General features: G+C 61.3%; 13 protein-coding genes. All 13 read right to left on the minus strand.

Annotated features, from left to right (window positions below):
* Position 1: 1 nt before the first annotated feature.
* Positions 2-1,006: an extracellular solute-binding protein gene (locus tag WDLP6_RS32495; RefSeq protein ID WP_162595401.1), complete on the minus strand. Its 1,005-nt coding sequence runs from the start codon at positions 1,004-1,006 to the stop codon at positions 2-4.
* A 109-nt stretch (positions 1,007-1,115) separates the two neighbouring features.
* Positions 1,116-1,931, minus strand: coding sequence for an ABC transporter permease (locus WDLP6_RS32500; protein WP_162595402.1), 816 nt, complete (start codon positions 1,929-1,931; stop codon positions 1,116-1,118).
* A gap of 2 nt (positions 1,932-1,933) precedes the next feature.
* Positions 1,934-2,854, minus strand: coding sequence for an ABC transporter permease (locus WDLP6_RS32505; RefSeq protein WP_232077653.1), 921 nt, complete (start codon positions 2,852-2,854; stop codon positions 1,934-1,936).
* A 304-nt stretch (positions 2,855-3,158) separates the two neighbouring features.
* On the minus strand, positions 3,159-3,926 hold the full coding sequence (gene cofE, locus WDLP6_RS32510) for a coenzyme F420-0:L-glutamate ligase (RefSeq protein ID WP_162595404.1): 768 nt from the start codon (positions 3,924-3,926) through the stop codon (positions 3,159-3,161).
* An 8-nt stretch (positions 3,927-3,934) separates the two neighbouring features.
* Complete coding sequence (gene cofC, locus WDLP6_RS32515; protein ID WP_162595405.1) at positions 3,935-4,549, minus strand: 2-phospho-L-lactate guanylyltransferase; 615 nt, start codon at positions 4,547-4,549, stop codon at positions 3,935-3,937.
* Between the two features lie 6 nt (positions 4,550-4,555).
* On the minus strand, positions 4,556-5,509 hold the full coding sequence (gene cofD, locus WDLP6_RS32520) for a 2-phospho-L-lactate transferase (protein WP_162595406.1): 954 nt from the start codon (positions 5,507-5,509) through the stop codon (positions 4,556-4,558).
* Positions 5,506-6,786, minus strand: coding sequence for a 5-amino-6-(D-ribitylamino)uracil--L-tyrosine 4-hydroxyphenyl transferase CofH (gene cofH / locus WDLP6_RS32525; protein ID WP_162595407.1), 1,281 nt, complete (start codon positions 6,784-6,786; stop codon positions 5,506-5,508). The genes cofD and cofH overlap by 4 nt, the downstream gene beginning before the upstream one ends.
* 14 nt (positions 6,787-6,800) lie before the next feature.
* Positions 6,801-7,955 carry a 7,8-didemethyl-8-hydroxy-5-deazariboflavin synthase CofG gene (gene cofG, locus WDLP6_RS32530; RefSeq protein WP_232077655.1) on the minus strand — a complete coding sequence of 385 codons (1,155 nt, stop codon included), beginning with the start codon at positions 7,953-7,955 and terminating at the stop codon, positions 6,801-6,803.
* 9 nt (positions 7,956-7,964) lie between these two features.
* Positions 7,965-8,315, minus strand: coding sequence for a RidA family protein (locus WDLP6_RS32535; protein WP_162595409.1), 351 nt, complete (start codon positions 8,313-8,315; stop codon positions 7,965-7,967).
* A 39-nt stretch (positions 8,316-8,354) separates the two neighbouring features.
* Positions 8,355-9,068, minus strand: a complete 714-nt coding sequence (gene npdG, locus WDLP6_RS32540; RefSeq protein WP_162595410.1) for an NADPH-dependent F420 reductase — start codon at positions 9,066-9,068, stop codon at positions 8,355-8,357.
* Positions 9,069-9,100: 32 nt separating this feature from the next.
* Positions 9,101-10,132 (minus strand): CobW family GTP-binding protein, encoded by a 1,032-nt coding sequence (locus tag WDLP6_RS32545; protein WP_162595411.1) that lies wholly within the window; start codon positions 10,130-10,132, stop codon positions 9,101-9,103.
* 12 nt (positions 10,133-10,144) lie between these two features.
* Positions 10,145-11,131, minus strand: coding sequence for an LLM class flavin-dependent oxidoreductase (locus WDLP6_RS32550; RefSeq protein ID WP_162595412.1), 987 nt, complete (start codon positions 11,129-11,131; stop codon positions 10,145-10,147).
* Between the two features lie 124 nt (positions 11,132-11,255).
* Positions 11,256-12,125 carry a carbon-nitrogen hydrolase family protein gene (locus WDLP6_RS32555; protein WP_162595413.1) on the minus strand — a complete coding sequence of 290 codons (870 nt, stop codon included), beginning with the start codon at positions 12,123-12,125 and terminating at the stop codon, positions 11,256-11,258.
* Positions 12,126-12,222: the final 97 nt, after the last annotated feature.

Raw genomic sequence — 12,222 nt, forward strand, 5'->3', positions numbered from 1 at the left:
CTTACTTGCTCACCGTGCGCGCCCAAGCGCCGCGCCATTTCTCGACGTCGACCTTGGACCAGTCCATGGTGTAGGCGTTGGCAATGTCCTTGTCCGAGAGCAGCATGAACCGGCTCATGACCGGATCCTTCATCAGAATCTCACGCGCCTCGCGATTGGTCGGCACGACGCCCATCGGCTTGGCAAATTCCGCTTGAGCCTGCGTGTCCAGGAATGCATTGACGAAGGCCGCGGCGGCATCGAGGTTCTTGGTACCCTTGATGATGCCGAGATAGTTGTATTCGACCTCACCGCGCTTGGTTCCGATCTGCGGGTGCACGAACTCGACCGGCTGACCTGCGTTGTGCAATCTGACCGCCATTCCCGCGTGCGATGGCGCAACAATGACGTCGCCCATCGTCATCTTCTGCGCGAGCTCGGTCGCGGCGCCGTAATAGTAGAGCGGCTTCATTTTCAGGGCCTGCTCGAATCCCTTCTCCGGCGTCGCTTCGCTGCCTCCTGCGTCGCTCGACATTGCCGCGACGGCGGGCCAATGCTGAGGGGTCGTGACATCGGGAAATGCAACGCGACTCGCGAACTTCGGATCCTGAAGGTCTTCGAACTTCTTCGGGATCGGGAGTTTGTCGGCCTCGAACTTGTCTGTACGCAAGAGGATGCCGTTTTCGACCATCTGATGCGCGATGGCCTTCTTGTCGGCGACCTTGACCGAGAGCTTGGCCAGGTTCGGAATCTTTTCGACCGGCAGATCCTCCAGGAAGTCATTGCGGGTCATCGCGATTCTCTCGGCAGGCCCTATCTCCATCACATCGATCGGCATGGCTCGGCCGCGCGCGCTGACGACCTTGGAGAAGTTCTCGGCGGGGTTTCCGATGACGTACTCGACCTTCGCGCCCATGGCTTCGAGCTTCTTGCCCACGCTGGCCTTGACCGCATCGCCCCAAGGACCGCCATAGGTGCCTACACGCAGCGTGACGCCATCAAAACGCTGGCCCTGCGCCATGGCCATCGACGTCGGAAGCGCGACGGCGAAAGCGGCAGTCGAAAGGAGTTTCACGGCGAAGCGGGAGAATCGAGATTTCATGTTGCACCTCTATTGGATTGCGTTAGGAAAACGGTTAGCGTTTGGCTACGAAGTCAAGGCCGACGAAGCGCTGGACCAGCCAGAGCGAAAAGACAGACATCAGTGCGATGAGTGTGGAGATCGATAGCACGGTAGGACTGAAGTCGAACTGCAGCGTCTGGAAGATGACCACCGGCAGCGTGGCGTAGTCCGGGGACGAGAGAAAGATCGAGAGCGGAACGTCGCCGAACGCGATGATGAATGCGTAGAGCATGCCTGCCATGAGCCCGGGGCGGATCAATGGAAAGGTGACCCGCCAAAACGTGCTCCACCGGCTCGCGCCGAGAATTGCAGCCGCCTCGTCCAGCCGCGGGTTCAGGCGCTCCAGCACGGCGCCGACCGTGTTCACCGTGTAAGGCGTCCCGACGAATACGTAAGCGACGATCAGGCCGGGAAGCGTCGCGGCGAGTTCCACGCCCGTGAACGCCTGGAGGCCGTAATAGAACTGCAAAAAGACCACGCCGGTGACGACGAACGGAATCTGCAGCGGAGCCCGAAAGAGAGCGCGCAACCATTCCGTGCCCGGAATCTTTCCGCGGACCACGCCGAGCGCGGCAAGGGTGCCCAGAGCGCCCGAGATCACCGATGCGATGGCCGCGGCCGTCGCGCTGATCGCCAGCGCATGCAAGTACTTCTCCGGAATCTCGTAGTACCAGCGCAGCCCGATGGATTGCGGAGGGAATATGGCGGCGAACATCGATCCCTGATCCAGGGACGCGCCGGCCACCACGATGACGGGGGCAACAAGGTAGAGGTAGACGAGGAGGCAAAGGCCAAAAGCCATCCAGCGCCGAATCGCTGCAGCACGCATTCTCATGCTCCCTTCAAAGTCAGTCGGGCAGGGGACGCGCCCTTCGAGGACGGCTTCTTGGCCACTGGGCGTGCGCGCGTCTGCTTGATCATCAGGTAGCCGGACAGCAGATTGAGCGCAAATACGAAAACCAGCAGCAAGGTCGACAACGCTGCCGCGAACGGATAGTCCACGTCCAGAATCACCGCCCGCTGGATCAGGATGGAGAACGTGAGCACGCGTCCTCCGCCGAGCAAGGCAGGTGTCGTGAACGCACCTGCGGCGAGGTTGAAGACCATCAAGGCTGCTGCGACCAGGCCAGGCTTCACGATGGGAATGATGACGCCGTAGAACACCCGCAAACGAGACGCCCCATGCGCATGGGCGGCGTCCTCGAGGCTGCGCGGCACCGTCTGGATGATGGTGTGCAGCATGAGAACGATCAGCGGCAGCGTGTAGTGCGCCAGCCCGATGACCACGCCGGCTTCGGATCCGAGCCAGACGACCGGCGCCGAGATCGCGCCGACTGCGCCAAGCAGGCCGTTCACGACGCCATTCTTGCTCAGCAGGATGATGAGACCCAGATCCTTGACCACGGGGGTGATGAAGGTGGCGGTCACCAGCAGTCCGAGAAGGAACGAAGTCCATTTGGACTGGGCCCGTGCAAGAACGTAGGCGACGGGAAACCCGAGGACCAGGCAAACCAGCGCGGTGATGGCCGACAAGGCCACCGTGCGTACCAGCGCCGCGACGAACAACGAGTCCGTGAAGATGCGGTGGTAGTTGTCGAGCGTGAACGCATCGCCGATGCGGCCGTACCCGAGGTTCTGGTGGAAGCTGGTCGTGATGAAGAAATACTGGGGCACTGCGAACAACAAAAGCGACACGGCAAGTGGCGCAATGAGCAGCAATCTCCAGAGACGGGGGTCGTCGACTTGGCGCACAGAACTTCCTTTTGCGATATTCTTTTATCGTATGGCGATCCTGCCAGATGGGCAAGCTGGAATGCATGAAGCGTGCCTAGGGTTTTCCCGCTGATTTCAATCGGAAGGCGCCGGCGTGCCCTGTCCGCGTGCGCATTGCGCGCATCCGTGCGCGCGTCATGCCGGCGAGGTGCGTCGGCGATCGTGCGGGAAGTGCGCCATTCATGCGCAGGGGCTCGCTCGCTCAAGCGTTCCGAGCGCAACTCGTTCGAAGCTCACCAGCGACCGTGGGCAGGCGAGCGAGCAATGTCAGCGCGATGCGCGTCTACTGAAACAGATCTTCAGTCAGCGCCCGCACGTAGCGCCGGCAACTGGGTTGGTCGCTTCGGGCCCACGACAGCCCGCGCAACACGATCACCGGCGTTGCAGCATCCTTGGCCATCAACAGGCCGCTGGCTGCGGCGACTTCGTCGGCAAGAGCCTGCTGGGTCACGGCCAGGCGGCGGCCGTAGGCGTCATTGCGGCCTACCCAGTCCACGAAAGGATCGATGCCGTCTGCACCAAGAGCGATATTGACTAGCCCTTTTCGCCACGGCCTGCCGAAGGTATCGGTGATCACCACGCCAGGTCGGATGCCACTCTCTGCCTCGATGTCCGAGGCAATTCGAGAAGCACTGGCGTCCGGATCGAGCGGAAGCAGCAGAAGCTGTCCCTCCGCGTCACCCAGATTCGATTCATCGATACCCGCGTTCGCGCAGACCCACCCCTGCACATGCCGGGCAATGATGATGCCGTCGGGGGGCGCGGGGACGACCCTCAGGATGTCCGTGCTCTCGTCCAGAATGGCCTGAACCTTGCGCGCGTCCTTGCCGCACTGATGAGAGATCTCCAACGCCCGTGTACCGGGCGCAATGTCGGCCAGACATCGAAAACGCCCTTCGGACTTCGAGACGATTTTCTGGGCGATGGCGATGACATCGCCTTCCTGCCACCGTTCGCCCATGCCACGCATCGCGCGATCGATGAGCGTGCTCAACACGTCCCCGGGATGAACTTCAGGGATGGCTGGAAGTGAAAACAGTTCGACGCGCACGATGCTCCTCAATGAACCTTGGCTTCGAGCAGCGACTGGCTCAACACCAGACAATCTTCGATGGTGTCGATATCGTGGCCGAGGAATGGGAAACGCCGGGTCTCATGGCTGAGCCCACGCGCCAGGCACACCGCCTCGTGCTTGAGAGCCGATTGAATGCCATAGGAAAACTCGAACTCCCCCACGCGCGCGGGGTTGAGCGCCAGCGCATTGGTCCCTTCGTCGTGCGCAGCTGCGATGACCACGTCGCGCTCGACCATGGCCGTCAGCAGCACCTCGACCTCCTGAAACAGCCAGACCGGAATATCGGCTGGCACGATGACAAGGCGATCGAAGGCGTTCGCACGCGCCCAACTCAGCGCGATCGCAGCAGCCCGGTTGAGGCCTTGCGCACGTCCTTCGCTCAACACCATGGCTCCCGCCGCGCGCGCGCGAGTGGCAATCGAAGGCGATGAGGTGATGACCACGCGCTCCGCGCGGGGCACGCTCGCACCGAAGAAGTCCACCGCGCGGTCGAACAGGGTGAGTGCCAGGTGCGCACGCCGAGCCGGAGAAAGAACAGGCGCCAATCGTGTCTTTGCATCCGCCGTGTCCTTCATTGGAATCGCGATGACGGTCTTCATGTCGTCTCAAATACTTTGATGCCAGGCGAGCAGCTTGCCAGCCAGTTCTTGCGAGCGCGCCTCATCGGACATGAGCGTCGGCATTTGCAACGCGCGCATGTGATGCGCAACGCCGGCAACCACCTCGGCAGGCTCCTCCTGGTCGACGACGAAGGCGTCCACGAGGCCTGCATAGTGGCTTGCGATGGCCTCGGAAGTCGCCGGGGCCTCGAGGTCTTCGAGCAGCTTGACGAGGGGCCCCTTCACTGCGCGACCTCGAATCAACGGGGAGATGGCGACCCGAGGTGCCTTCGATTCCGAAACAAGCGTGCGAAAGCCCTGGATCGCAAGCATCGGATCTATCGACAGCAAGGGATTCGAAGGCGCAATCACAATGAGGTCCGCGTTCGAGAACGCCTGGCTGACTTCCAAGGTGACGCTGGCCTGCGCCGCTCCCTGGAAGCTGAGTCCCCGAACCCGCGGCATTCCACGTGACTTGACGAACCATTCCTGGAAGCGCAGCAGTCCCTCTTCGGTATCGACGAGTGTCGGGCACTCTTGGTCGGATACCGGCAAAAGCGACGCCCCGAGTCCAAAGCGCCGCGCCACATGGGACATGGTCTGGGTCAGCATTTGCCCTGATCGCAAGGCCTGCGTCCTGTAGATGTGAAGTCCCAGGTCGGCATCGCCGAGCGTCATCCAGGTGTCGGGAGATTCGAGTTTTCGCAAGGTGTCGAGCGCGCGCGTCGCGTCATCTGCAACGCCCCAGCCCTGACTGCGATTGACGACACCCGACAACGTGTACAACACAGTGTCCAGGTCCGGGCATACCTTCAGCCCATGGAACCAGTCATCGTCGCCGACGTTCACGACGACGCTCAGCTTCACGCTCGGAATGCGCGCAAATCCCCGAGCCATCCTTGCGCCGCCGACACCGCCGGCCAGAACGACGACCTTCAGACATTCCGGCCGGCTGGTCATGCGATTTCCCGCTGCGTGGCCGCATTCTTGATGAACTTGATCGGATCATGGGCCCGCGCCTTCAACGTACCCAGGTCGATCGGATCGTGGTCGTCATAGGCCTCCACCACGTGGTAGAGCGTATTGCGTCGAACCGGCCTTCGCCCGGTGTGGCGAATGAGCTTCACCATCTCCGGCGGCGTCAGCTCCTCTCCGAAGTCCGCACCTGCCGACCGCGAAATGGACTCGTCCATGAGTGTCCCACCCATGTCGTTCACGCCGGCGTGCAGCAAGTCTGCAGCACGCTCGGCGCCGAGCTTCACCCAGGAGACCTGGATGTTGTCGATCCACTTCGTCAACATCAAGCGGGCGATGGCATGCATCTTGATGTGCTCCTCCATGGTCGCACCCGCACGAACCCCGGGGATCGCCTTCTCGACATACAGCGGCGATTCCGAATGCACGAAGCCCAGCGGCACGAACTCCGTGAATCCACCCGTGTCCTTCTGAATCGAGCGAAGCAGATCGATGTGCGCGGCCCAATGCTCCGGTCCATCCACATGGCCGTACATGATCGTCGACGTGCTGCGCAGACCGACTTCGTGCGCGGCTCGGATTGTTTCGACCCATGCCTGCGTCGTCAGCTTGTTCCGCGTCAACTTTCGACGGACCTCGACATCTAGGATCTCAGCCGCCGTGCCAGGCATGGACCCCAATCCCGCATCCTTGAGCTCCAACAAGAACTCCTTCGTAGGCATCTTGCGTTTGTGGGCGCCGAACCAGATCTCGAAAGGCGAGAACGCATGGATATGCATCCCGGGAACCTGCTTCTTCACGGCGCGCGTCAAGTCGCGATAGTACGTCGGGGGCAGATCGGGGTGAAGTCCGCCCTGCATGCAGACCTCCGTCGCGCCACGATCCCAGGCCACCTGCGCGCGATGCGCCACCTCCTCCATGCCGATCCACTGCGCCTCCTCGTCTTCCTTGCGCTTGGCAAAGCCGCAAAAGCGGCAGCCCATGTAGCAGACGTTGGTGAAGTTGATGTTTCGGACGATCACAAAGCTCACATCGCTGCCGGACCGCTGCCGCCGCACGATGTCGGCGGCGCGCATCAGCGCCGGCAGCTCTTGGGTTGAAGCACGGAAGAGAATTTCCCCGTCCAATCGACTGAGTTCCGTGCCGCTCAAGATACGGTCGATCACACCGCGTACTGCGGCACTGCATGGCCCCAGGAGCTGTTCGATCGGCACGTCCAATTGGTCAAGCGCCTTGGGTTGATGGTTTTCGGGGCTCGGCATGTTCAAATCCTCCTTCAGCTGACCAACGCAGCCGGGTCCATCGGGTGGTGCGCCTGATTCAAGGCATAGCCGTCCGCGCGCGCCAGGCGCCTCAGCGCAGCTCTGGGCAGTTCAGCGGTGTACCGCTCGGGTTGATTCAGGTAAGCAGGATAGGTGGTGAGGCGTTCAACCAACCGGATTCCCTTTTCCTCCGAACGGAAAGCGATCTCGTCCACCGCAGGCCAGGCCCGCTCGGGATTGATGTGATCGGCCGTCAATGGCGAGACACCACCCCAATCGTTGATGCCAGCGTCCAGATAGGCCTCGAACTCTTCGCTCAGATTGGGTGGCGCCTGCAGCGAGATCGACGCTGGAAGAATCAATCGCGCCACAGCGAGCGTGCGCAGCATGTCCGTCAGATCTGGCTCCCGATGCCGCGCCATCAAGGTGCCAGGCTTGGCGCGAAAATTCTGCACGATCACCTCCTGGATATGCCCATGCTGCTCGTGGATCTGAGCGATCGCCTGGAGGCTCTGGAGGCGTTCGGACCAGGTCTCTCCGATACCGATCAGAATGCCGGTCGTCGTGGGCACCGACTCCAGACCCGCGGCTTCCAATGTTCGGATTCTCTGCACGGGCACCTTGTCGGGACAGGCGTGGTGGGCCATGCCTGTCCGCACCAGCCGGCGACTGATGTTCTCCAGCATCAGGCCGGCACTGCCCGACACCTGTTTGACTCGCGCCATCTCGGCACGAGTCATCGTCCCTAGATTGACATGTGGCACGAGGCTGCTGTGCTCGAGCACCATCCTGCACATCGCGACTGTGTAGTCCAGCGTCGTCTCGTATCCGAGGTCGCGCAGCATGGCGGCAGCCTCGGGATATCGAAGCTCGGGCTTCTCGCCGAGCGAGAACAGAGCCTCTTTGCACCCAAGTTCCTGGCCTCGCCTCACGATGCTCATGACCTGATCCGGGCCGAGGTATCCCGCGCCGGGCTCGCCCGGTTGCTTGACGAAGGTGCAGTAGCCGCAGCTGTCACGGCATAGATTGGTCAAGGGGATGAAAACTTTGCGTGAGTACGTCGCTGTCTTTCCCCAGGCCTCGTCGCGCTTCTCCGCAGCGCGCTCGAGAAGTCGCCTCAGAAGCGTTCCCTCCGCATGTTCGTAGAGAAGGAATTCAGAAGCAGTCACACCCATTCCTCAAGCAACTGCCGCAGACAGCACGATCTCGATCAGCCATTTCGGGTTTGCCAGCCTGGCCTCGACCGTCGCGCGAGGCGGCGAGTTGCCTGGCGCAACCCACCTGTCCCAGACGACATTCATCGCATCCATATTCTTGATGTCTGAGAGGAAGATCTGGCATTGCAGAATCATCGCCTTGTCGGAGCCGACCTCCTTCAGAAGGCCGTCAATCTGGGCGAGCACCTGCTGCGTCTGACCTTCGATGCCGGCATCTGGATCCTGCGGCACCTGGCCGGCGAAGTAGGCGACCTGGCTGTGAACGGCGACTTTCGACAGCCGAGGCCCGACTTTGATTCTCTGGATGGACATGGGTTTCGATTCGTGAAGTGTTCAGGACTTGGCGCTTGTCTAGGCCGCGTGTGTGCCGGGCGCCCAGATGCGAATACCTGCATGGCTGAACGGCACCTTCTTGCTGATGTTGAGCCGGATGAGCATCGGCGTGATGGCTTCGATGCAACGGGCATTGAGCGCCGGCCCGCAGTTGTAGGCGCTGACACCCAAGCGCTCGACGAGATCGACCACCTCATCCGTTGACTCGACGTCGTCGCCACAGGCGAGGATGTCGCAGTTGATCGACTCATGGAGCGCATTGAGCGTATGCGCGGAGACGTTGTGCAGCGCACCGACAACCTTGACCTCCGAGCCAAGCAGGGCCTGCGCAGCTTCCGTGGCCGACCCCTCCTTGGGCATGGCTACCGCTCTCGGATTGCCTTGGGCGAGAGGCACCACGAGATCCACGAGGACCTTGCCCGCAAGTGCCGCCTTGATCGATTGCAAGGTGTCATCGTGCCCTGCGTACGGTACGGCAAGCATGACCACGCGCGGTGCCGCCTCCACTGCAGCGTGATTGTCGACACCGGTGATGAAGCAGGATTCGGGGAAAGCGCTCAGCTTGGCATTGAGTTCGGCGGCGATGGCTTTCGCGCGCTCCCCATCGCGAGAACCGAGGGCGACCGGCACGCCGGCTCGCGCAAATCGAAGCGCCAGTCCTTGCCCCTGGGGGCCCGTCCCACCCAGGATCGCGATCGTTGAATCTGAAAGAGTGCTGCTGTTGGTGCTCATGTTGGTTCCAAAGGCCGTGGGCCTGACTTGTTCTAGCTGGAAAAAATGCGGTCGAGCGCCGGGCGTTGCACGCCCCTCGCGATCACGACCAACCGACTTCGACGGTCTTCGGATGGCCAGGCAGCAAGCCTCAATGGCGCTGCGAAGACGTGCTGAACGCCCTGAATGACATACGGCTTCTGGCCTTCGCCCAGCGCCACGAGCCCTTTGACCCGCATGAGGTCCTCGGCTGGAAGCGTGCGCAGCTGATCCAGCCAACCCGTGTAGCGATCCCACGCAACGGGCTCATCCCAATAGAAAGCATGCGATTCGATGCGCTCGTCATGGTTGAACGGACCGGGCATCGTTGAAGCGTGGCCGTGGTCCGCGCTCGACAATGCGTGCGAACTCACGGCTTCCTTCAACCATTCTTCGGCAGCCGGGCGATTGATGATGAATTCGTAGATTTCGTCCGAAAGCATCACGTCGCCCGCAGGAGACTGGCCCGACTCAGTCACGACCGCATTCGCGTTGATGCCTCGGATCGCGTCGCTCAGTTGCTCGACCTCGTGCGGCGTGCACAGATCCGTCTTCGTGACGGTGATACGGCTTGCAACGGCGACCTGGTTTCGTGCCTCTCTGTGATTGACCAGTTGGCTCAGGCCGTTGGCCGAGTCAACCGTTGTCAGCACACCGTTGATCACGAAGTGCTTGGACACAAAGTAGTCGCTCAGTGCGAGCCGCAGCATCGGGAACGGATCGGCCAGGCCCGTCGTTTCCACAACCACGCGGCTGAAGTTCGGCACTTTGCCTTGGAGTCGCTGACGGTACAGGGTCTCCAAGGTCTCACTGAGGCCATTGCCGATGGTGCAGCAGATACATCCGGAGTCGAGCAGGACAACGTTCTCATCCGCCTGCGAAATCAGAAGATGATCCAGACCGACCTCGCCGAACTCGTTGACGATGACAGCCGTATCTTTCAGACGACGGTCACGCAACAGCACGTTCAAGACCGTCGTCTTGCCACTCCCGAGGAAGCCGGTCAAGAACGTGATCGATGTCGATGCCGGAAACAGCGCGGCCATGGCTCGAAACGTTTACTTCAGTACGTTTGCTGCGAGAACCTCGATGACCTCGTCTCGAGGCTTGATGCTTGCGGCATCGGGAATGGCGAAGGCGATCTCGTCGATGCCCATCCCCTCGAGTTTTTGCGCTTGCCTCTTGACGTCAGCGCCGGTACCGGCAAACGTGTATCGCGGGACGAGCTCATCCGGAACCAATGCCGCGAAGTCTGCCTCCGCACTTCCGTGCTGCGCATAGTTGTAGGCCTGCTTGACCTTTTCCGCCGTTGCCTTGGTCAGGTCATCGACATCGCCAGGCATGCCTCGAAGAATGGCGCGGGCAATGTTGTACTTCACCGCGTTGATCGATTCCGCAGGATTCTGGTCATTGGCATGACAGGCAGCCCAGACGACGATCTTGACCTCTTTCGGGTCGCGCCCCACTTCTTTGGCTCCTTCGTGCACCTTGTCGATCGCAGCCTGAAGCAGATCGGGGGCCACACCGTTCATCAGGACGACGCCGTCGGCCATTCGACCCGCCAACTTGAGCATCCGGGGACCGGTCGACGCCACGTAGACCGGGACCTTGCGATTCTTGGCGTGACTGATGGTCGCAGTGTCGCCGCCAGGCACATCGACGGTTTCGCCGCGCAAGAGACTTTGAATCATCTTGAGCGACGCCTCGAAGTTGTCCACCGTCGAGATCTGCAGACCCATCGTCTTCAGCGCGCTATCTCCGACGCTGATGCCCAGCGTCGCGCGGCCGCCGCTGAGTTCGTCCAACGTCGAGAATGCACTGGAGGTCACGGTGAGATGCCGCGTCATCGGATTCGTCACTGCGGTCGCGAGTCGGATTCTGCTTGTCTGGCTCGCGATGGCGCCGAGCAGTACATAGGCCTCGCGCCATAGCAGGTGCGAATCGGGCACCCACATCGTGTGGAAGCCGAGGCGATCGGCCAGAACCCCCGTCGCGACCATTTCTTGCGCACTGACGTTGGGATAGGTGCCAACACTGAATTTCATCTCTTTACTCCTTGGAAGCAGGGCTGGATGTACGGCGTCGCGGACAGAGGCCGGCGACACCGGATGATCCGACGTTGGCTGCGCCTTGCGCAGCCAAGTCGAGTCGAGAGCACGGGGTACGGGATTACTCGCCGCTCGAGAGGATGCCGTACAGGTCAGGGCGACGGTCGCGCCACCATGGGAACTTCTTGCGTTGCGCGGAGACATTGTCGATATCGATTTCCTGCACGATCAGTTCGGCCGTGGAGTTGCTCGCCTCATTGAGGATCGTGCCGCGCGGGTCGACGATCATGCTGCGACCGAGGTGCTCGCGAACGCCCTCGGCACCCACCTTGTTGGACGCCACGACGTACACGCCGTTCTCGAGTGCCCGTGAGCGCATCGCGAGGGGCCACATCGCATTGCGATGTTCCGGGTCGCTGTACACCGAGTAGCAGATTGGCATGAAGATGATTTCTGCGCCGCGCATTGCGAGTACGCGCGACGGCTCTGGATAGAGACGATCGTTGCAGATCTGGACGCCGATGCGCACGCCGTCGACGTCGAACACCGGCAAGTCGTTGCCTGGCGTGAAGTAGAACTTCTCGAAGCTGCCCGTGCCGCCCGCCTTCTCGTTCGGGAAGTATGCGGGGATGTGGGTCTTGCGATAAGTGCCCACGACCTTGCCCTTGCTGTCGCACACCATGGCGGAGTTGTACATGCCGGTATCGGCCTTCTCACCGTAAGGCAGGATCAAGGCCATCTCGTGCTTCTTGGCCGCCGCCCGGATTTCCGCAAGAACCGGTGAGTCCGAGCGCACGAAGAAGTGGTCGAACTGTTCGATCAGCTTGTTCGGAAAGAACGGCGACATGAACAGTTCACAGAAGGTGAGCATCTTCACGCCCCGCTCCGCAGCCTGTTCGATCATTGATATTGCAACAGGGACCATCGAGGTCATGTCATCCGACGCAACCGGCCCGGTCTGTGCCGAACCTACGACTAATTTCTTGCTCATGGGCTTCCTTCAAGGTTAAACGGTTCCGGGCCCAGCCATCTCCTTGACGGCTCCCGAGTATCTTAATAAGATACGTTTTTATCGTATGCCGATCCGA

The sequence above is a fragment of the Variovorax sp. PBL-E5 genome, assembly GCF_901827185.1.
GTDB lineage: Bacteria > Pseudomonadota > Gammaproteobacteria > Burkholderiales > Burkholderiaceae_C > Variovorax.

Excerpts from the sequence above, each read along its gene's own strand:
- WDLP6_RS32495 (WP_162595401.1), bottom strand. The coding sequence starts at position 1,006 with ATGGCCATGGCGCAGGGCCAGCGTTTTGATGGCGTCACGCTGCGTGTA.
- WDLP6_RS32500 (WP_162595402.1), bottom strand. The coding sequence starts at position 1,931 with ATGCGTGCTGCAGCGATTCGGCGCTGGATGGCTTTTGGCCTTTGCCTC.
- cofC (WP_162595405.1), bottom strand. The coding sequence starts at position 4,549 with ATGAAGACCGTCATCGCGATTCCAATGAAGGACACGGCGGATGCAAAG.
- cofD (WP_162595406.1), bottom strand. The coding sequence starts at position 5,509 with ATGACCAGCCGGCCGGAATGTCTGAAGGTCGTCGTTCTGGCCGGCGGT.
- cofH (WP_162595407.1), bottom strand. The coding sequence starts at position 6,786 with ATGCCGAGCCCCGAAAACCATCAACCCAAGGCGCTTGACCAATTGGAC.
- WDLP6_RS32535 (WP_162595409.1), bottom strand. The coding sequence starts at position 8,315 with ATGTCCATCCAGAGAATCAAAGTCGGGCCTCGGCTGTCGAAAGTCGCC.
- npdG (WP_162595410.1), bottom strand. The coding sequence starts at position 9,068 with ATGAGCACCAACAGCAGCACTCTTTCAGATTCAACGATCGCGATCCTG.
- WDLP6_RS32545 (WP_162595411.1), bottom strand. The coding sequence starts at position 10,132 with ATGGCCGCGCTGTTTCCGGCATCGACATCGATCACGTTCTTGACCGGC.
- WDLP6_RS32550 (WP_162595412.1), bottom strand. The coding sequence starts at position 11,131 with ATGAAATTCAGTGTTGGCACCTATCCCAACGTCAGTGCGCAAGAAATG.
- WDLP6_RS32555 (WP_162595413.1), bottom strand. The coding sequence starts at position 12,125 with ATGAGCAAGAAATTAGTCGTAGGTTCGGCACAGACCGGGCCGGTTGCG.